The sequence below is a fragment of the Kosakonia sp. R1.Fl genome, from assembly GCF_023516815.1.
In the GTDB taxonomy this organism is placed as follows: Bacteria; Pseudomonadota; Gammaproteobacteria; order Enterobacterales; family Enterobacteriaceae; genus Kosakonia.
Window position 1 is genome coordinate 3,606,409 of record NZ_JAMGSQ010000001.1, and the last position, 18,715, is coordinate 3,625,123.

The 18,715-nt window shown below is 51.5% G+C and carries 17 protein-coding genes; 8 read left to right on the top strand and 9 right to left on the bottom strand.

Annotation, left to right across the window (positions count from 1 at the left end):
- Positions 1-2: 2 nt before the first annotated feature.
- Complete coding sequence (locus M8Q36_RS17070; protein WP_249881681.1) at positions 3-1,916, bottom strand: methyl-accepting chemotaxis protein; 1,914 nt, start codon at positions 1,914-1,916, stop codon at positions 3-5.
- Here M8Q36_RS17070 and M8Q36_RS17075 point away from each other — a divergent pair.
- Entirely contained in the window at positions 1,810-2,205 is a 396-nt protein-coding gene (locus M8Q36_RS17075) for a hypothetical protein (protein WP_249882851.1), read from the top strand. The two genes, M8Q36_RS17070 and M8Q36_RS17075, sit on opposite strands and share 107 nt — an antisense overlap.
- A 350-nt stretch (positions 2,206-2,555) precedes the next feature.
- Here the strand turns inward: M8Q36_RS17075 and cspE are convergent, their stop codons facing one another.
- A complete protein-coding gene (gene cspE / locus M8Q36_RS17080) occupies positions 2,556-2,768 on the bottom strand; it encodes a transcription antiterminator/RNA stability regulator CspE (protein WP_016495754.1) in 213 nt (70 codons plus the stop codon).
- A 726-nt stretch (positions 2,769-3,494) separates the two neighbouring features.
- Between cspE and M8Q36_RS17085 the strand changes: the two genes are divergently transcribed.
- Positions 3,495-3,977, top strand: a complete 483-nt coding sequence (locus M8Q36_RS17085) for an RES family NAD+ phosphorylase (RefSeq protein ID WP_249881682.1) — start codon at positions 3,495-3,497, stop codon at positions 3,975-3,977.
- Positions 3,978-4,109: 132 nt separating this feature from the next.
- On the opposite strand, the gene M8Q36_RS17090 is transcribed toward M8Q36_RS17085, so the two are convergent.
- The 3 genes from M8Q36_RS17090 to crrC form a co-directional block, all read right to left on the bottom strand.
- Positions 4,110-7,223, bottom strand: coding sequence for a multidrug efflux RND transporter permease subunit (locus M8Q36_RS17090; protein WP_249881683.1), 3,114 nt, complete (start codon positions 7,221-7,223; stop codon positions 4,110-4,112).
- Positions 7,224-7,261: 38 nt separating this feature from the next.
- Positions 7,262-8,185: an ABC transporter six-transmembrane domain-containing protein gene (locus tag M8Q36_RS17095; protein ID WP_249881684.1), complete on the bottom strand. Its 924-nt coding sequence runs from the start codon at positions 8,183-8,185 to the stop codon at positions 7,262-7,264.
- A 270-nt stretch (positions 8,186-8,455) separates the two neighbouring features.
- Positions 8,456-8,842: a colistin resistant protein CrrC gene (gene crrC / locus M8Q36_RS17100; RefSeq protein WP_249881685.1), complete on the bottom strand. Its 387-nt coding sequence runs from the start codon at positions 8,840-8,842 to the stop codon at positions 8,456-8,458.
- 434 nt (positions 8,843-9,276) lie between these two features.
- On the opposite strand from crrC, the gene M8Q36_RS17105 reads away from it, so the two are divergent.
- A complete protein-coding gene (locus tag M8Q36_RS17105) occupies positions 9,277-9,981 on the top strand; it encodes a response regulator (protein ID WP_249881686.1) in 705 nt (234 codons plus the stop codon).
- Positions 9,978-11,051 carry an ATP-binding protein gene (locus M8Q36_RS17110; protein ID WP_249881687.1) on the top strand — a complete coding sequence of 358 codons (1,074 nt, stop codon included), beginning with the start codon at positions 9,978-9,980 and terminating at the stop codon, positions 11,049-11,051. The genes M8Q36_RS17105 and M8Q36_RS17110 overlap by 4 nt, the downstream gene beginning before the upstream one ends.
- On the opposite strand, the gene M8Q36_RS17115 is transcribed toward M8Q36_RS17110, so the two are convergent.
- Positions 11,052-11,972: an ATP-grasp fold amidoligase family protein gene (locus tag M8Q36_RS17115; protein WP_249881688.1), complete on the bottom strand. Its 921-nt coding sequence runs from the start codon at positions 11,970-11,972 to the stop codon at positions 11,052-11,054. It lies immediately after the preceding gene.
- A 232-nt stretch (positions 11,973-12,204) separates the two neighbouring features.
- Here M8Q36_RS17115 and M8Q36_RS17120 point away from each other — a divergent pair, with 232 nt between their 5' ends.
- From M8Q36_RS17120 to M8Q36_RS17130, 3 genes are all read left to right on the top strand, one after another.
- Complete coding sequence (locus M8Q36_RS17120; RefSeq protein ID WP_249881689.1) at positions 12,205-12,480, top strand: hypothetical protein; 276 nt, start codon at positions 12,205-12,207, stop codon at positions 12,478-12,480.
- A gap of 100 nt (positions 12,481-12,580) precedes the next feature.
- Positions 12,581-12,991 (top strand): ASCH domain-containing protein, encoded by a 411-nt coding sequence (locus M8Q36_RS17125; protein WP_249881690.1) that lies wholly within the window; start codon positions 12,581-12,583, stop codon positions 12,989-12,991.
- Between the two features lie 385 nt (positions 12,992-13,376).
- A complete protein-coding gene (locus M8Q36_RS17130; RefSeq protein ID WP_249881691.1) occupies positions 13,377-14,555 on the top strand; it encodes an alpha/beta hydrolase-fold protein in 1,179 nt (392 codons plus the stop codon).
- Positions 14,556-14,629: 74 nt separating this feature from the next.
- Here the strand turns inward: M8Q36_RS17130 and M8Q36_RS17135 are convergent, their stop codons facing one another.
- From M8Q36_RS17135 to M8Q36_RS17145, 3 genes are read right to left on the bottom strand one after another with little or no spacing between them, the layout of a single operon-like run.
- The gene (locus tag M8Q36_RS17135) at positions 14,630-15,541 is read right to left on the bottom strand and encodes an HlyD family secretion protein (RefSeq protein ID WP_249881692.1); all 912 of its coding nucleotides are present in this window, start codon (positions 15,539-15,541) and stop codon (positions 14,630-14,632) included.
- Positions 15,538-15,753 carry a DUF1656 domain-containing protein gene (locus M8Q36_RS17140; protein ID WP_249881693.1) on the bottom strand — a complete coding sequence of 72 codons (216 nt, stop codon included), beginning with the start codon at positions 15,751-15,753 and terminating at the stop codon, positions 15,538-15,540. Before M8Q36_RS17140 ends, M8Q36_RS17135 begins: the two co-directional genes overlap by 4 nt.
- Positions 15,746-17,809, bottom strand: a complete 2,064-nt coding sequence (locus M8Q36_RS17145; protein ID WP_502825476.1) for an FUSC family protein — start codon at positions 17,807-17,809, stop codon at positions 15,746-15,748. Before M8Q36_RS17145 ends, M8Q36_RS17140 begins: the two co-directional genes overlap by 8 nt.
- Positions 17,810-17,886: 77 nt before the next feature.
- On the opposite strand from M8Q36_RS17145, the gene M8Q36_RS17150 reads away from it, so the two are divergent.
- Entirely contained in the window at positions 17,887-18,675 is a 789-nt protein-coding gene (locus tag M8Q36_RS17150) for an AraC family transcriptional regulator (RefSeq protein WP_249881694.1), read from the top strand.
- Positions 18,676-18,715: the final 40 nt, after the last annotated feature.

Below are 18,715 nucleotides of genomic sequence, written 5' to 3' on the forward strand. Positions count from 1 at the left end.
CGTCAGAACGATTCCCAGTCAGCACTATGACCGGTCGACGTTGCGGGCTTCAGATCAACCTTGCGGTGAGGCGCCGCTACGCTGTTTTTCGGCTTAACGGTATCGGAACGCAGTTTGAACACCGAAACCAGTTGTGCAAGCTGTTCAGCCTGTTGTTCCAGAGATGATGAAGCCGCCGACGACTCCTGAACCAATGCGGCATTCTGCTGTGTCGTTGAATCCAGCTCGGTGACCGCCTTACCAATCTGATCGATACCTCTGCTCTGCTCTTCCGAGGCGCTTGAGATTTCGTTCATGATGCCACTCACATTGGTGACAGAAGAGACAATCTGCTCCATCGTCGTCCCGGCTTTATTGGCCATTTCTGAACCGGTCACCACACGTTGTACAGACTCTTTAATCAGGCTTTCGATCTCTTTGGCGGCCTGGGCGCTGCGCGATGCAAGGCTTCTTACTTCTCCCGCCACCACGGCAAAACCGCGACCCTGTTCGCCTGCGCGCGCCGCCTCAACGGCTGCGTTAAGCGCCAGGATATTGGTCTGGAAAGAGATGCCATTGATGACGCTGATAATATCGGTGATCTTGTTTGAGCTTTCGGTGATGGTCTCCATTGTGCTGACGACATCCCAGACAATTTTCCCACCGGAACGTGCATGTTCCGCCGCCAGCACCGCGAGCTGGCTGGCTTCGCGCGCATTGTCGGCATTACGCTTAACCGTTGAGGTCAACTCTTCCATGCTGGCCGCCGTTTCAACCACGGCGGCAGACTGCTGTTCTGTGCGGGAGGCCAGATCCGTATTGCCTGCTGAAATGTCCGAAGAGGCATTGGCAACATGAACCACCGACTCTTTTATCTGGGTGATCATTTCGCGAAGCTTGTCGTTCATCACGCCCATGGCCAGCGTCAGGCGACCCAGTTCATCTTTTGACTGAGGTTCAATGGTTGCGGTCAAATCACCTTCGGCAATACGTTCTGCCAGTGTCAGATTGTGTTTTATCTGCCGCGTCATCTGCCGTGTAAGGAGCCAGGCGACCAGTAACCCCGTCAGTACGGCGCAAAGGGCAACCACGCCCATGATGATCATCACCCGCTGAATGATATCGATATTTTTCTGCGTCTGGCCTGTAACCAAATTCGAGGTAACGGTATTAATTTTTTCTGCCACGGCGGTCAATTCTGTCGCCGCCTTCTGCGACTCTTTTAATGCAGCCGCATATGCTGTGACGTGCCCCTGCAGGCCGCTGAGAAACGCCTGCGCCATCTCTTTGTCTTCAGCGCTAAACGCCGCATTTTCAGCGTTAAGCATTTTTGTTGCTTCATCGTACTGACGGGCAAAAATGTCCATTCCTTGCTTACCCGCCGATGATTGGATCTCATACGCCGTCGTCCAGATATTATTGAGGCGGTTCAGCAACGCTATCTCGTTTTTGGTGGTGGTTTCCTGCTGCTCAAGGCGGGTAGTGAATTGATTGAGCAGGGTTTTCATATCAGCTGATGTCAGGTTCTGTGACTGCCCGACGGTCACTTTTTCCAGCTTAACAAACGTGTCCCGGTGAGTGGCGTAATCCGGGATAGTGCTGCGCAATTCATCAAACAACACGCGGGCGTCATCGTCCCAGGTGAAGTCCAGGCCAGAAACCGCTTTCTGGTCCATTTTTTCAATGGCGACTTTGTTCGCCTCAAGAGATTTTTCATCGTGGTTTAATTGATACGTCAAACGGTTGCGCCGCGCAGTGTTTAGCTCCGTACTGATTTCATTAATTAATTTACCTTTTAACGCGTGGTCACGGATATTGCTGGATTGCTGAATGCTAATAAGTGAAGACAGGACAATGATAATTATCAAAACTGCAAATCCACCAAACAGCTTGGCAGCAACAGGCAGGTTTTTTATTGACGGTAACAGCTTTGTCATAGAGGTATCCTCAATATTAATTCTTAATATTCAAAAGACGGTTTCATTTTCACTTCTTATCAGGTTGCAGGTGTCTTCACTTCTTAAGAGGACGCTGGAGATAGGGCTTATCAAATTACTTATCGACAATTGCTGCGCTTTGTTTAATGAAAAAAAGAAAAAATTAAAGATGAAAAATATATTTTATGTAAATGAAGCACATTGCATTATGGATATCACAAAAGCAGGGCGCTTTTATTCGATAACCGTTGTAATCATGAGTCAGCAAAGGTTTTATTGGCAACGGTAAAGCTTAGAGGGAATATATTATATGTGCCATTATTCATATGGCCGGGTATGTAAAATTACCGGTTAGCCTGGTTTTAATTAGTGCTCTATGTTCTTTGGCGATAGCAGAGAATTAAATGTGGGCGGGCTCTCAATATTTATTCATCTGGCAGGATGTTTCTCAATGTCGCTTTTCTGGTTTCCTGGCCTGTCAAAACAGCACCATGCTTGTTTTACGGCAGTGCTGTCAGTTTTCCCGACATGCAGGCAACAAAAAACCCGCACCAGGCGGGTTTTTATTCTCAGTCGTGCTTAGCTGCTCAGGCCGTTTGCCTTCATCGCTGTGGTAAGCCCGCTGATAAAGGGCGGGGCTTACAGCGCGGTAACGTTACCAGCTGCCGGGCCTTTCGCGCCGCTTTCGATGGTGAAGGAGACTTTCTGACCTTCATCCAGGGTTTTGTAGCTGTCGCTCTGGATTGCAGAGAAGTGAACAAACACATCTTTGCTGCCATCGTCCGGAGTGATAAAGCCAAAACCTTTGTCAGAGTTGAACCATTTTACTAAACCAGTCATTTTATTAGACATTGATATTTCCTTAATTAATGAGCCACGAAGCGCGGCGATAATGGCCTGTGATTATAGAGTGACTTATTTGGCACTTAGGAGGAGGCTCACGAAGAAGGGTATCTTTGGATAACTCTTGAACTGAGGACTGCTTTACTAAAACTGCTTTCATAAGGTCTGTATTCCAAACCGATGGCGCTATTAAGACATAGCGAGTTCGATTTGGCAATGTTTATGTTTTTTTATTTTAACCACTTACACGCCCGGATGGCTGCATGGCTGTCTGTTTTGCCTGGCTTTAAGTACTTTCTTAAGCCTGTTATTTCGCAGAGTTTTTGCAGGGTTGCGTTGCCAATTCGCTTAGCGTACAAAACAAAAAGGCCACCGCAAGGTGGCCCCGGTCATCATTTTCTCGATTTACCTGCGTCCGAGCGTTTCTCACGAACCCTTCCGTTATTGTTGCGATCGCGAGGTTGTGTGCCACCACCAGGTTTAGGTACGACGACGTCTGGATTAAGTGGTCTTCTGTCAGCCATGTTTCCGTCCCCAAAGAATGGCAAAAGTGCCATCGACGGTGATACGCCTCGCTTGTTGACCTTGCAACGCGGATCGGACTACATATTGAGCAGCATCAAGTTTATCCCCGTATCAGCACAGGCATGCAGACCGGAAATCAGGCCATTAAACGAAGCAGAGTCGACGCTGCTGCCATGACAGACTTTTTCTCAGAACACAATGAGGAGATTTATGGATCTGACCACGCATTTTACAGAGGTTGACGGGGTCTTTTATCGCGCAGTTGATCCGGCCTACCGGCACTTTGCATTAGCCGGCTCCAGAGCGTCAGGGCGCTATTCTGACCGCCATCAACCAACGCTGTACCTGAGCTCATCGCCGGCAGGTGTAGAGGCAGCCATGCAATCCCACCGTGGCAACAGAAGTGACAGCCTTGAAATAGTCAAAGTCAGGGTTATCGCGAATAAAATTTTTGATCTCCGGAGTGCAGATGCCATACTGGCTGCGGGCATTAATCTTCAAGATGCACTTGCGCCATGGCAAAACCTTGTGAATGAGGGTAGGGTTCCCGGTTCATGGGGTGTGCGTAATCGTCTGGAATCACTCGGTTTTAATGGTTTAATTGACCCTTCCCGTAAAGCGCCAGGGCTCTGGCATCTGGTGCTTTTTGCCTGGAATAACAACAGTCAATGTCATGTCCATATTATTGACTAAAGCATGACGCCGGGCGACAGGCGGGAACAGACACCCGCGTTGCCCGTTCCCTTTATGCCACAAGCAAATTTTATCCAGCCCGTTTTGGCATTGTTAAACAAACACTGACTGGATTACCGGCCTGTGTATGCGTCACGCTTTTCGTCCATTTAAGGAACGCAAACGCCCGTCAAAAAAGGTGGTCACCACGATAAAAAATACCGGCACGAAGAAAATTGCGAATACGGTGCCGCTGATCATGCCCCCGAAAACCCCAATACCAATGGCATTCTGCGTGCTGGCGCTGGCACCAGTGGCGAGTATCAGGGGAACAACGCCCAGCGTGAAGGCTAACGACGTCATCAAAATCGGACGCAGCCGTTGTCGGGACGCCAGTAATGTCGCCTCCAGGGTGCTCATACCCTGACTGCGTAGCTGACGGGCAAATTCGACAATCAGAATAGCGTTTTTGGCTGAAAGACCAATCAGGGTAATCAAGCCCACTTTGAAAAACACATCGTTGGTCATACTGGCTGCGCTGACAGCAATCAGCGCGCCGATAAGACCCAACGGTACGGCCAGCATCACGGAAACGGGAATTGACCAGCTTTCATACAGTGCCGCCAGCACCAGAAATACCACCAGCACAGACAGGAGGATTAACCCTGGCAACTGGGAAGCCGAGGCTTTCTCCTGCAACGAACTGCCCGCCCACTCGCCGGTAAACCCTGGCGGTAATGCCTTTGCCAGTTGCTCCATGGTTTTCATCGCCTCACCACTGGCGTGACCCTGAGCAGCGCTGCCGGTAATGCGTATGGCCGGGTATCCTTGATAACGATTGAGTTGCTGTGGCGCCTGGTGCCATGACGAGGTGACAAACGCTGAAAGCGGCACCATTTCCCCGAGCCTGTTTTTTACGGATATTTTTAACAGCGTTTCAGGCTGCATTCGATAGGCTGCATCGGCCTGCACAATAACCTGCTGGACACGACCAGCATTGGTGTAGTCATTAACGTAGTTTGAACCCGAGGAAACCGAAATGGCCTGATTGATCTCCTCAAACGATACGCCTAACGCTTGCGCTTTTTCCCGATCAATGTTCAGGGAAATAGACGCGCCCTCGGGTAATCCATCGATATAAACATCCGCAAGATTCGCACTCTTGTTTGCCTGTAAAACCAGCGTGTCTGCGGCCTGTTTCAGCGCCTCGTAGCCTTTGCCCGCTCTGTCTTCAACATAAAAGGTGAAGCCGGAAGAGGTGCCCATATCGGAGATGGCGGGCGGCAGCAGGCTCATGGTCACCGCGTCGGGTTCGGACTGCATTTTTGACTGAATGAGATCGGCTTCATCCTGGGCTGCGATCCCCTTGCGCGATGACCACGCTTTTAATGTTGTAAAGGCCAGCGCGGAGTTTTGCCCCGAGCCTGAAAAACCGAAACCGAGGATCATAATATTGCTTTCAATGGCTTGCCGTGCGGCTACCTCATCTTCATAGCGTTTCACCACCGCGAGCGTGCGCTGCATCGTGGCCTCGGAGGGAAGCTGAATGGAGGACATAAAATAGCCCTGATCCTCTTCGGGCAAAAAAGAGGATGGCAGCGTGATTAACCCCATCACCAGGGCCGCGCACAGCGCGGCATAGAGCAGCATCATCCGCCCGGTTCGCTTTACGACATACCCCAGCCCCGAGGTATAGTGCGAAGTGAGCAGATGAAAATAACGGTTAAACCCGGCGGCAAATCTTCCCGCTGACGACGCGTTTTCCCGCTGCGGCTTCAGCAGGGTGGCACAGAGCGCAGGCGTTAGCGTTAAAGCTAAAAAAGCGGAGAACAGGATCGATACCGCCATCGAAACCGTGAACTGGCGGTAAATCACCCCGACCGAACCGCTGGCAAAGGCCATCGGGATAAACACGGCGGTGAGCACCAGCGTAATGCCAATAATCGCCGGTGTGATTTCCCGCATCGCTTCGCGGGTCGCCTCGCGCGCCGGGAGGCCTTTTTCTGCCATCAGTCGCTCAACGTTCTCGACGACGACAATCGCGTCATCGACGATGATGCCAATGGCTAACACCATGCCAAACATGGTCAGGATATTGATGGAATAGCCGCTTAACATCATCACAGTGAATGTGCCGAGAAGCGCCACCGGGACAACAATGGCCGGGATGAGCGTGCAACGGATATTGTGCAAAAAGATCAGCATCACCAGAAAAACCAGCACCATCGCTTCGGCTAACGTTTGTACCACTTTCATGATCGACACTTTGACAAAAGGGGCGGTGTCGAACGGAACGGTAAACGCCATGCCCTGCGGCAGCGCGGTGCTCAGTTCGGCCAGCCGCTGATGAATCCCGGCGGCAGTGCTGATGGCATTCGCGCCTGGCGAAAGCTGAATCGCTGCTGCCGTTGCCGGAACGCCATTTTCCCGGATGCCATAGGTATAACTCTGTAACCCAGACTCCACGCGTGCGATATCGCCAAGCGTCAGACGCGCGCCGTCCGTGGTCGCTTTGAGGGTGATATTTTTAAATTCCGCAACAGAGGTGAGTTGCCCTTTCACGGTTAACGGATAAGTGACGTCCTGGCCCGGCAGCGCCGGTTCGTCTCCCGATCTGCCGGGTGAAACCAGCACATTCTGTTGGCTCACCGCGCTGATGACGTCGCTGGCCGAAAGCTGGTAATGGTGCATTTTTACCGGGTCAAGCCAGATGCGCATGGCTTTTTCCCCCCCGAACAGCTGAACCTTACCTACGCCTGGCACGCGGCGAAGCGCATCGCTGATATTCCTGGCGAAATAATCACTCAGATCTGCCTCCTGATAAGCGCCCGTATCGGATTTCAGACCGACCATCAGCAGAAAGCCAGACTCGGCTGCTTCAACGCTGACGCCGTTTTGTCTCACCGCCTGGGGCAGACGCGGCTCCACCGTTTTTATCTTATTTTGCAAATCCATCTGCGCGAGTTTGCTGTCCGTTCCGGGTTTAAACGTCACGGTGATGGACGCCATCCCGGTGGTGTCGCTGGTGGACTCGAAATAGAGCAAATTGTCGACACCTGTGATCTCTCGCTCAATCAGTGAAACCACCGAGCTATTCATCATGTCAGGCGACGCGCCAGGAAAACTGACCGAAATAATAATGCTCGGTGGCGCGACCGCCGGGTATTGCGCGACCGGAAGATGAGGTATAGATAAACACCCACTCAATATAATGAACAGTGCAACAACCCAGGCAAAGACAGGCCGGTCAATAAAAAACTGTGGCATGAAATCAATTCCGAACAATTAAGGCGAGATGAGTAAATTCAAGGTTTCTGCTGCGGTGATAATGTCCCGGTATCGACATCATCCGTCTTGACGCGTTGACCAATGTCTTTAAGTTGTGAAAACTTCTCCAGCAGTTGCGGAGCATCATCAAGGCTGGTGGCAAACATCCACATATACGTCATTACCGAATAAATATGCCCGGCGTTCACCCCCTGGGTTGAGGTCATTAATATAATGGTCAGGGTAAAGAGCAGGGCGATCAGCACGCCGATCGCCAGGTATCCCAGCGCTTCACGATCGGAAAGACTAATTCGCAAGCGGGCAAGGGAGGAATAATGGCGGTTAAGCGAGAGCGTGGTGGCTTTATGCACATAGTCCACCTCCTTCTCCAGTCGGTTATTTAGCCGGTTAAACAGCAACTCATTTTTACGGGTATAACCTTTAAGAAAACACGACAGAATAATGACGATAACCACACACATCACCCCGGCGTGAAACTCAATAATGAGCAGCATAATGGCGGCGCCGAAAAGGGAAATAATCGAGGTCATCAGCATGGGCAGATGCATCTCAAAAAAATCAACAAATTCGCGGGCTAACACCACCCGTGCGGCGATGGTTGAGTGATTAAGCTGATATTTACGCTGCGCAATAATAACCGATACGGCAAGACCGGCATAAATGCGTGCAAAGGTGCGCGTATCGATGCTGCGACGGGTTGCACCGAGGATCCAGATAAAGAGGATCATCAGCCCATACAGCGCGGCTGTGAGAGCATTCCCCGCCAGAATCGCGTTGATAGCGATGCCTGCCAGCACGGGATACAGTAAATAGGTCACATTTTCCGCGATAACCAGAAAAAAAGTCACAGAAAGCTTTTTCCCGTTTTTTACGGCCAGATGTTTTAATGTCCTTTTCACATTTTCAGTGGAGGACGGTGGGTTTTTATTTATCGACGTCATTATAAAAAAGTATCTACCCGGTATGGATGAACAATCCTGACTTACCTTTATGCTTAATCACCCATGCGCTTTCATTGCGAGCCGATTAACATATGCGCCAGGATTACAGTGCGTTGATGCACTCTATCGTTTTGATGTTTACGCAGAATGCATGTTTTATGGAGGTTCTATGGAGGCGGCTAATTCCCCTGCGATGTAACGATGCAGGATTTTCTGATTCCCTGTCACCACGCGCATCGGAAAAGTTCACCGCTTCATATTCAATAATATTCAGATGATTCTTAATAAGAGATACATCGGTGTGACGCCGAGGAAAATAATCAAAAAACACTCATAATAAAAACTAACGTCATAAATATCAGGGAGCCTGAGTAAGAGAAGGTTAAAGATAAGAATAAGATGAAGAAAAATGATAACCAAAAAGAAGGTTACGATAGCCAGCTCTTTCAGTACGCCTGCTTTTTCCTGTAGCAAAAACAATAAAAGTGAAACGCTTAACGCCGAATAGATAAACGGCGATGAAAGCAGCGTCGCACCTACTTTTTCCTCAACGTTGTGCATCAAAATAAGCCATATATAGAACATTCCCCATAACCATAGCGAAAATATCATTAATGAACTGATTTTTTCAGCGGTGAGCTTCCGTAAGTACTTCATTGATATTTCTACTCCGAAAGATAGCGTTACCGGTAATGAAATGAGATGTTTTTACCGTGTTTATTTATGTCATCGTTTTCCAGTAACAGGTTATTTTCTATGTCTTACTTTCTATTGTTATCCAGGACTGTGGAAAATTGATTACCCGAATGTGGAGCGAGTGTGTACGTCTGCCTGGTAAATATTCACTTGCGGATGTTGCCGTCAGACATTGAGAAAAAATGAGACGTCAGCGAGTTTACCTGGATGCAACTTTCGTCGCACAAGCGGGTCTGATGTTCGCTGATGACCTGCGCGTTATTGCCTGGCTTCAGAAACAGCTTAGAAAAACGGCATTTGCATCAGTGCATTAACCGCAGCGAAAACACCGGTGTATGCTTTCGCGCAAGACAGGTCACAGAATGCCTGCCATATCAGGGGTGAGTGGAGAAATCATGAACGATAACTATCTTATTCTTGTTGCTGAAGATGATGATGAAATAGCGGATATTCTGACCAGTTATATTCAGCGTTCGGGAATGCGCAACCTGCGCGCGGCGGACGGTGAGCAGGCAATAGATACCTGCCGGCTGAAAAAGCCCGATTTGGTGTTACTCGATATCCAGTTGCCGGTGTTCGATGGCTGGACTGTCCTTTCCACACTGCGAAAAGAGAGCAATATTCCGGTCATCATGGTAACGGCCCTGGATCAGGACATCGACAAACTGATGGGGCTGCGGCTTGGCGCGGACGATTATGTCGTTAAACCCTTCAATCCCACTGAGGTGGTTGCACGTATCGAAGCCGTGCTGCGCAGGGCAAAGGCCAGCCACGAACAACTCCACAACAAGCCTATCCGCACCCCCTTTTTAACGGTGTATCCGCAAGATTTTTATGTGGAGATCAATGGTTGCGGCGAGGTTATCTCTCCCTTACTGACAACGACCGAATTCAAACTGCTGGCCTATCTGGCGCGTAACCCGCGCAAAGTCTGCTCGCGCGAAGAGTTGCTCAATGCCTGCCTGCCGGAAGGCGATACGCTGGATCGCACGGTGGACAGCCATATGAGCAAATTGCGCAAAAAGCTGGAAAACTGCGGGTTAAAGGGGGTTCCGGAAAGTATTCGCGGCATGGGTTACCGATTAGGTGAAAACAAATGAACAGAGGCCATCCGTTAAGCCGCCAGGTTCTGGCGTTTATGATTTCGCTGACGCTGACGGTGATTGCTGTCTCGGTTATCGGCTCCTACCTGTTTTATACCTTTATCATTTATTACATTCCCGGCGGGGCAATGGCCGGAAATGAGGATCAGATGACCTATCTGGACTGGTTATGGATCCTGATTGCTTCCGCGATAAGTTTATCGATCTCGCTTTTTTTTACCGTAAAACTGTCGGCAAGAATATTGACCCCGTTAAGCTCCGTTGCGACCAGCCTGCGCAGGATAGCCCAGGGCGATCTGGGCGCGCGGGCGTTTTGCGCCAGTTCCCATCTTGGCGAGCTTAATCATCTGGTTAATGACTTCAATGAGATGGCGGAAAAACTACAAACAATGGATGCGCAGCGCAGATCCTGGAACGCCGCCATCGCCCATGAACTTCGCACGCCGGTTACCATTCTGCGGGGCCGTTTACAGGGGCTGGTGGATGGCGTATTCGAGCCGAATCCAACCTTGTTTAACAATCTGCTTAAGCAAACCGAGGGTTTATCCAGCCTGATAGAAGATCTGCGGGTGGTGAGTTCATCCGGCGGGGCCGAATTTACGTTAACGCTGGCGGAAGTGGATTTGCAGGAGATTATTCAGAGCGCGGTGGATTCCTTTGCGCTGGAATTTAAACGCAGCCATTTTACCGTCGCGACCGAATTACACCCCCAGCAATGCCAGTGCGATCCGCTGCGAATTATTCAGTGCCTGACCGTCCTTTTCGATAACGCGATAAAATATGCCACCTCTAAAAGCATGGTGATCCGCCACGGCGCGAATGAACACGAGAACTTTATTCTCATCGAGGATGGGGGGCCGGGGATCCCGGAGGCGTTTCATAAATTTATGTTTCACCCCTTTCAGCGCGGCGCCAGCGCAAGGGATACCAATCCGGGAGGCTGTGGGCTGGGATTATCAGTGCTGAAAGCCATTATGCTTGCCCATCAGGGCGACGTTACCTACACGTTAACCGATCAGGGCCATTCCATTTTTCGCCTCTCATGGCCCTTACGGAAAAAACAGTGATTACTGCAACTGCGGGTTGGTTTGTCTCGCGGTCATTTTCCACATCTCACCCAGCCGGGTATCCCACTCTGGCGGTGAGATCTGTAACTTGCCGCGCCGGGGGCTGAGGGTGATTTCACTGAAATAAATGACATCACGCTGCAGCATAAGATCAATTCGGCAATAATCGATCCCGGTTGACAGTTCCTGCGCAGCGGTTATCGCTTTGTGCAATAATTCCGGCTCGGGGATCGCCCCTGGCATATTGGGATATTCCATCTGAAAGGGCTGTAATTGCCAGCAGCGATTGTAGACATTAATAAAACCATGACCGGAAGCATCGGTAAAATCCGCTTCGATAAAACCCGCGATGCCATGAAAGCAATGTATTCTCAGCATTTCAGGCGTTTGACTTTTTTCTCTTTCGGAAAATAAATCAATGTATTTTTCACACAATATAAGCGGTTTGATGTTTTTATACTGCCATTCACGGGTGGTGTAATACATATTTTTGCGCAGGGCAAAATCCAGCTTCTGCAACGCGCGTGCAATATTAAGTTTATCCTTATCGGTGCAGATTACTGCGCTACCGCTGTCGTGATTACACTTCAGCACAAATTTGTCCGGTAATTGGCTGAAATCGATGCTTTTCACGTCGTTATAAATACAAAGCAAGGTGGGTAATTGTACTCTTTGCGTACGCGTCAAAACGTAATCGCGCACCGCCAGTTTATCTGCCAGCCGCGTGTAAAGCGGGTTATGGTCATACATCATTCGGTAGCATATTTTTTCGCTCAGCGTCACCGGATTAACCAGATCGGGGGTTCTGCCCGTGATCCTTTTTAATCTTTTGCTGTGAAACTGGTGATCCTGAACCATACCGGTTAAAAGTTTTCGACCCAGATACTCGGTGTATTTCATGAAATATTTAAAGTTGTTCATTTTTCCCTCCTGCGGACAATGAACATTCTGCAGAGGGTTTATTGATTTATATTGCCGCTAATATGGAGTGACGATGGAGTGGTTGTTGGCAACACTTCCTTAACCGGGTTGGGTAAGTTCTGCCTGATGGCATCTTTTATCGGCTTAACAAATTGCGCAGAAAACAGGTTCAGAATTCACTTAAGCCAGATATATTACCTGTCGGGCCACCTTTTCTATGAGGGAGTGAGAAATGACGGATTACAGTTTTTATCAAAAAGGTAAGCAAATCGTTGTACTGAAAATCGCGGAAGTGGATGCCGCTTCTCAACTGGTGGCGCAGGGTTTCGAAAAACAGTTTGAAGAGATCAGCGCGAGCAGTGAAAAAAACGCGCTTGCCCGCTTTGCGGATATTCGCCGTGATAACCAAATCGATCGCGAAAACTTCCTCGCCGGCGCAGGACCGATGCCGCTTATCGGTGGATTGACGGCTATTGTCACCTCTCTTGTGCGCAAAAAAGAGCAGTGATCAAAACGTAGACGGTTACGTTAATGGATGGGAAATACGGCGGCACAATGCCCGCCCAGAACGCGAGTTGTCGCTTAGTTACGCCAATAAAAGGTTCAGGATGAAGAGAATTGATGAATTAAAAACCGCCTATCCCGGCGCACAGGCATGGTCATTCGGCGATAATGCGGAGATGGCAAACGCGCTTGTAGGCTTAGTAGTGAGTGGGAAAAAAACGGCCTCCTGCTGCTCGCTTGCTTCCTACCTGGCTGAAGAGTCGGCAGCCAAAATCGGCAGTTATCATATTATTCTCGACGGGCAACATTCCCCGGTTTGCGTCATCAGAATGCTATCGATGCGCCTGGTGCGTTTTTGCGATGTGACGGAAGCGTTTGCCAGAAAAGAGGGCGAGGGCGATTTAAGCCTTGAATACTGGCGCGAAGAGCACAAAGCCTTTTTTACCCGCGCGGGATTTTTCTCTGAACAGATGGAGCTTGTCGCGGAAGAGTTCGCGGTGGTTGAGGCTCTCTGAAACCCTGCATCGACGGGTGCTCCGCATTTTCCAGACTCCCTTCGCGAAACGCGCCGGTCGCGTTTCGCCTGTTTCACCTTCAAGACCCGCACCGCTGCAACAGGTCGAAAAGCTGCTGTGCAGACATTCAACGTGATGTTCAGATAACGTCCTCTCTTTCTTAATCCTGTTCAAATTGGTTAAAAATCGCTGATTTACGCAACATATATCGCAAAACGCACAGAAACAGGTTTTTAAAAATCCGCTCAATACGCAAACTTTTGCTGCCAGCCTTTGTGGGTGACATTTATCAGATACACATGCTGGCGTTCAGGTTAAAGCGGGGGGGGGGGGGAATGCGCTAACACGTTCTGCCTTAACAACAAATACAATGAGGGAGTGGAATATGAAGACAAACATCACCTGGCTGGCGCTTACCGTCAGCGCGCTTGTTGCGGGCGCGACGCTTCCTGCCGTTGCTGCGCCATTACCGGTGACGCCGGATTTATCTGTGCCGGTTAGCCAGTATGTGACCCAGGTTAACGCCGATAAAAGTATTACCTTTCGCCTGTTCGCGCCGGGCGCAAAACAGGTATCGGTGGTGACCGGTTCAACCCCGGACAGCGTTGTCTCACACGACATGCAAAAAGATGAGCACGGCATATGGTCCTGGAAAAGCGCCGCACTGGCACCGAACCTGTACGAATATTACTTTGATGTCGATGGTTTTCGTTCGGTGGATACAGGAAGCCGGTTTCAAAAACCGCAGCGCCAGGTCAATACCAGCCTGATTCTGGTGCCGGGCAGTATTCTTGACGATCGCGCTGTGCCCCATGGTGATTTGTTGACGGTGACCTACCACGCGAAAGAGCTGCGTTCAGAGCGTCGCATGTATATCTGGACGCCGCCGGGTTACAACGGTAAAGGCGAACCTCTGCCGGTGCTCTATTTCTACCATGGCTTTGGCGATACCGGCCTTTCCGCCATTGATCAGGGGCGGTTGCCGCAGATAATGGACAACCTGCTGGCCGAAGGGAAAATCAAACCCATGCTGGTGGTGGTACCGGATACGGAAACGGATATTCTGCAGGCGATTCCTGAAAATTATCCGCCGAAAGATCGGCGCAAAATGTTCTATCCGCTTAATGCCAAAGCGGCAGACCGCGAACTGATGCATGACATCATTCCGCTGGTCGATGCCCGCTTTAATGTGCGCAAGGATGCTGGCGGTCGTGCGCTGGCCGGGCTCTCACAAGGGGGCTTTCAGGCACTGGTTTCCGGGATGAACCATCTGGACAGTTTTGGCTGGCTGGCGACATTCAGTGGTGTCACCACCGCCACCGTACCGGATGCCGGCGTGACAGCGCAGCTTAATAAGCCGCAGGAGGTGAATAAGCAGTTGCATAACTTCACGGTGGTGGTCGGCGAAAAAGATACCGTCACCGGGCAGGATATTGCCGGGCTTAAAAAAGAACTGGAGCAAAAAGGCATCACGTTTATCTATAAAGCGTATCCCGGCCTGGGACACGAAATGGATGTCTGGCGTCCCGCCTATGCTGAGTTTGTGCAGAAACTGTTTAAATAAGGCGTTGCCGTATCGTCCGCTGGCGCTGGACAGGCTGCCAGCGGACAAAATCAAGACATCATTTAACGCTTTGGTTATTCACCGGTCATTCGTGCCAGTAACGACGGGGATGTTTTGCGCCCGGCAGGCTCTACCGACACGCTGGCAGATAAACCCGCCACTAACTCCACACCGGCGGGCAGCTTGTCGATATGAATACGGACCGGTACGCGCTGCGCAAGGCGCACCCAGTTAAAAGTGGGGTTAACGTCCGGTAGGCCAAGACCGCCCGTTTCGTCATTGCTGTCGCCGATGCCGTGCCCGATGCTCTCAACGTGACCGGTGATGACGGGTTTAAACCCCATCAGCGCGATTTTTGCGCGATTTCCGACATGAATATGCCGCAGTTTTGTCTCCTCAAAATAGCCCACAACCCAGAAGCTGTTCGCATCAATGATGGCCACTTTGGTTTCCCCGGCGGTGGCGTAGTCGCCCGGACGCAGCCTGAGATGCGTGACATATCCCGCTACCGGCGCGCGCACCGTGGCATGCGCTAAATTAAGCTGCGCCAGTTCCAGTGCCGCCAGCGCGCCGTGATAATTTGCCGCCGCGATGCTGGCCGCACTGCCTGTTTGTTGTAAGTCTTCGCTGGAAATCACGCCTTTTATCTGTGACCGCCTTGTCGCCGCATCCTGGCGCATCAACATTTCATGGCGTTTGGCCTCGACATCCGCCTGCGCGCTGACCACCGCCAGCTTCAGCCAGTGCGGATCGATTGAATAGAGCACATCGCCCTGATTCACCCACTGGTTATCGCGAACGGCGACAGTAGCCACCGGCCCGGACACATCCGGCGCTATCTGCACCACATCAGCACGCACCCGGCCATCACGGGTCCAGGGACGCTGCGCGTAATGTTTCCACATCATGTAAGCGAGGAGGGTTGCCACCAGCACAGCGCTTAACGTCAGTGCATAACGGCTTAAAAGAGAAAAAAAGGATTTCATACGACTAACCCCAGCGCGTTCAGCCCCTGCATAAGCAGGAAAAAAGTAACAATGTAAGTGGAAATACTCATCAGCGGACGCAAGGGCAAACGGCGATAGCGCCGGCTGAAAGCGAAAAGAGGCAGCCACAACAGCGTACAGCACAAGGCTGTCAGGGCGATGACCAGCAGCCCGGGGACGTACACACCGCCGAGATTAATGTCATTAATCATGGGCGCGCTCCGTGTACGGTTCGCGTAATGCGCAGTGCAGATCAACCAGACAATTAACGAGCTGGCGCGACGGTTGATGGGGCTGCAGGGATGCGAGGCCAATCATGGCCTCAATCCGCTGACGTAACGCACCGGTTGCGGTATCGCGGGCAAGCAGAGAGAGGATCTCGTTAATTTCATGTGCTGTTTTGCGCTCTTTCTGCGCCTGAAAGCGGCGTAAGTGCATCACGGAAAGGCCAATGCGCAACGAGTGCAATATCTGGTTGAGCGTTTGCTCTGCGGAGTGCCCGCTTCGCTGCAAGCGCGGCAGTAACAATGCGGTCCGGTCTATCATCAGATTGGTCCAGTGGGTTTCATCGGGTTTGAATACGCCTTGCACGCTGCGTCGAACGTCGCGTCGGCAGACGTGCAGCAAGCGTTCAATGGCGGCGTCAGCCTGCACGGTTTGTAGCAAGCTCATCGTGATCACCGCAAAGCCGGTGGCGGCAAAGAGCGCGATGGCGGTATTGACGGCCACGGCGAAATCTCCGCTGTAGTGGGCACCCAACTCGCACAAAATAGGCAGCGTCAGGGTGATCCCCATGGCCATAAAAGTGGTGGCTGGTCGGGCCTGCAACGATCCCGCCAGCAGATAGGCCGGGGCGAGCACCGCAACCAGTACTGAAAATTCAGTTACCAGAGGCAGCAGGGCAAAGCTGTAGAGCAGGCTTATCATTACGCCCCAGGCGGAACCTATCATATATTTCACAATGTGCGGCGCCGGGGTATCGAAACTGCCAAACAGCGTGCAGCAGACCCCGAGGATAGAAACTGCCGTCGCGCCATCGGGCCAGGCTGTGTCAATCCAGATAAGACAACCACTCAGGATGATGACGAAAGCTCCCAGCGCAGTGCGCGCCGCAGAGAGGCTGTCGCGGTGGAATACATAGCCTTTCGCCGGTTTATCTTCGGCCGGCAGTTGCGCCGGTTTTGCCTGCGCGAGTGCGTCCGCGAGCCGCTCGCAGTGCAGCAACAGGATAATGGCTTCATGGAGGTGACGGACAAGGTTCATCTGCAGCGCCGTTTCAAAGGTCAGTGCCTCTGCGGCGGCGAGTCGTTTGGTTAGCGTCGCACTGCGTTCTGCCAGCGCTTGCCCTGTTATTTTCCGTTTTGTGCACTCTTCCCCGGCGAGCCAGCTTTGCACCGCTTCCAGCAGCGTCTGAATATCGGTGGGCAGCGCAGTGACCATCATCAGGCGATCATGTAATTCACCGCTGACGATCAACAAGCGCGCCAGCTTATCATGCAGCGCTTTTCGCGCATGACGCACCGGCGCTGAGAAGGCAAAGTCGTAAGGGATATGGTGGCTCAGGCCTTGCAGAAACTGTAACGCCAGCGCCAGTTTCAGATTAGCGGCCGCTTCGTTGGCACTTCCCGCCAACGTGTCTGCCAGCATCTGACGTGCAGAATTCAGTGTTTGCGCGATTTTGCTGTTGAACAGGCCGGAGATCCGTTTTGGCAACACATAACGGTGAATCAGCGCCGCGCAGAAGATGCCAATTCCAATCTCCTGCACACGAACCATGGCGGTATCAAAAATCTCGCCGGGGTGAAATACCGCCGGAAAACCAATCAGACTCGCCGTGTAACCGGCCAGCACAAAGGCGTAAGCGCGGGGGGTACGCTCAAGCAGCGATAAATAGAGACAAAAGGTGATCCAGCCGGTGAGTATCACGCTACAAAAAATCGGCGTATTCACGAATGTGGGCACAATTAACACCGTCGCGCCGGCACCCACTATCGTACCGGCTAAGCGGTAGACGCTTCTGCTCAGCGACGCGCCAACCGAAGTTTGCGACACAATATAAACGGTAATGATCGCCCACGAGGGTTTTTCAAGGCCGATCGATAGGGCGATGTAATACGCGAGCATTGCCGCTGCAAAGCTTTTGGCGGAATAAAGTAACGCGTTGGCATCACCCATTAATGCGACTGAACCAAACATTCTGCCTGTACGACGAAGCAGGGCAGATAAATCGCGCAACAAAGGGCTGGGGGAGAAATCGATTTTGTTCATGCCGCAAAGTATTACCGGCTTGCGCATGCCATTAAATACTCTATTCTGTCAAAAAATACCTGAATGTTGCCAATCGTATGCAGCCTAACTACGCCACAACCGTGTTTGACCCCGATGACACGCACAGCCCGGCAGTTGCCCGGCGTCTTGATTTCGTGGATTACGAAGCTGAGGTGCCGGTTCATACGCACCGCAAAGGGCAATTAATCATTGCGTTGTATGGCGCGGTGACCTGTCGTGCGGAAAACGAGATCTGGATTGTGCCGCCGCACTGCGCGGTATGGATCCCCGGCGGGGTACCTCACAGCGCCAGTGCCACCTGGAACGCGCATCTGAATTATCTTTTTATTGAACCCGGGGCTGCAGCATTGCCGAATCGCTGTTGCACGCTGGCCATTTCTCAGCTGATTAAAGAGTTAGTTGATCGCTTAACCCGTGAAAATGTCGATTACCCGCCAGATAGCCATGCCGCGAGGCTAACCCGGGTCACGCTTGATGAGCTGGTCACCATGCCACAGCAGAACTTCAGTTTACCGGTTTCTGCGCATGCCAAAATACGCGCCATGGCCGATACGCTGGTGAGCCACCCGGAAGATCGCAGCACGTTTAAAGCGTGGGCGAAGCGCCTGGCGCTCAGTGAACGCTCTCTGGCGCGTTTGATGCTGCGCGAGACGGGGCTGACCTTTGGCCGATGGCGTCAGCAACTCCATTTGATTATTGCGCTGCAGGCATTGGCCAGCGGTGAATCCGTGCAAAACGTGGCGACAAAACTCGGCTATGAATCCGTGAATGCGTTTATCACCATGTTCAGAAAAACGATGGGTAGCACACCAGCGCACTACTTTGCCGAACGAAAAACTCCGTAACCTGCAAGCGTGAATCACCGTTGTTGATGCCTGGGCGTGA

What these genes read in the sequence shown, in the direction of transcription:
- M8Q36_RS17150 (WP_249881694.1), top strand. Translation starts at nt 17,887, where the DNA reads ATGCAGCCTAACTACGCCACAACCGTGTTTGACCCCGATGACACGCAC.
- M8Q36_RS17135 (WP_249881692.1), bottom strand. Translation starts at nt 15,541, where the DNA reads ATGAAATCCTTTTTTTCTCTTTTAAGCCGTTATGCACTGACGTTAAGC.
- M8Q36_RS17120 (WP_249881689.1), top strand. Translation starts at nt 12,205, where the DNA reads ATGACGGATTACAGTTTTTATCAAAAAGGTAAGCAAATCGTTGTACTG.
- M8Q36_RS17070 (WP_249881681.1), bottom strand. Translation starts at nt 1,916, where the DNA reads ATGACAAAGCTGTTACCGTCAATAAAAAACCTGCCTGTTGCTGCCAAG.
- M8Q36_RS17115 (WP_249881688.1), bottom strand. Translation starts at nt 11,972, where the DNA reads ATGAACAACTTTAAATATTTCATGAAATACACCGAGTATCTGGGTCGA.
- M8Q36_RS17125 (WP_249881690.1), top strand. Translation starts at nt 12,581, where the DNA reads ATGAAGAGAATTGATGAATTAAAAACCGCCTATCCCGGCGCACAGGCA.
- M8Q36_RS17105 (WP_249881686.1), top strand. Translation starts at nt 9,277, where the DNA reads ATGAACGATAACTATCTTATTCTTGTTGCTGAAGATGATGATGAAATA.
- M8Q36_RS17140 (WP_249881693.1), bottom strand. Translation starts at nt 15,753, where the DNA reads ATGATTAATGACATTAATCTCGGCGGTGTGTACGTCCCCGGGCTGCTG.
- M8Q36_RS17085 (WP_249881682.1), top strand. Translation starts at nt 3,495, where the DNA reads ATGGATCTGACCACGCATTTTACAGAGGTTGACGGGGTCTTTTATCGC.
- cspE (WP_016495754.1), bottom strand. Translation starts at nt 2,768, where the DNA reads ATGTCTAATAAAATGACTGGTTTAGTAAAATGGTTCAACTCTGACAAA.
- crrC (WP_249881685.1), bottom strand. Translation starts at nt 8,842, where the DNA reads ATGAAGTACTTACGGAAGCTCACCGCTGAAAAAATCAGTTCATTAATG.
- M8Q36_RS17145 (WP_502825476.1), bottom strand. Translation starts at nt 17,809, where the DNA reads ATGAACAAAATCGATTTCTCCCCCAGCCCTTTGTTGCGCGATTTATCT.
- M8Q36_RS17095 (WP_249881684.1), bottom strand. Translation starts at nt 8,185, where the DNA reads ATGACGTCGATAAATAAAAACCCACCGTCCTCCACTGAAAATGTGAAA.
- M8Q36_RS17110 (WP_249881687.1), top strand. Translation starts at nt 9,978, where the DNA reads ATGAACAGAGGCCATCCGTTAAGCCGCCAGGTTCTGGCGTTTATGATT.
- M8Q36_RS17075 (WP_249882851.1), top strand. Translation starts at nt 1,810, where the DNA reads ATGCTAATAAGTGAAGACAGGACAATGATAATTATCAAAACTGCAAAT.
- M8Q36_RS17130 (WP_249881691.1), top strand. Translation starts at nt 13,377, where the DNA reads ATGAAGACAAACATCACCTGGCTGGCGCTTACCGTCAGCGCGCTTGTT.
- M8Q36_RS17090 (WP_249881683.1), bottom strand. Translation starts at nt 7,223, where the DNA reads ATGCCACAGTTTTTTATTGACCGGCCTGTCTTTGCCTGGGTTGTTGCA.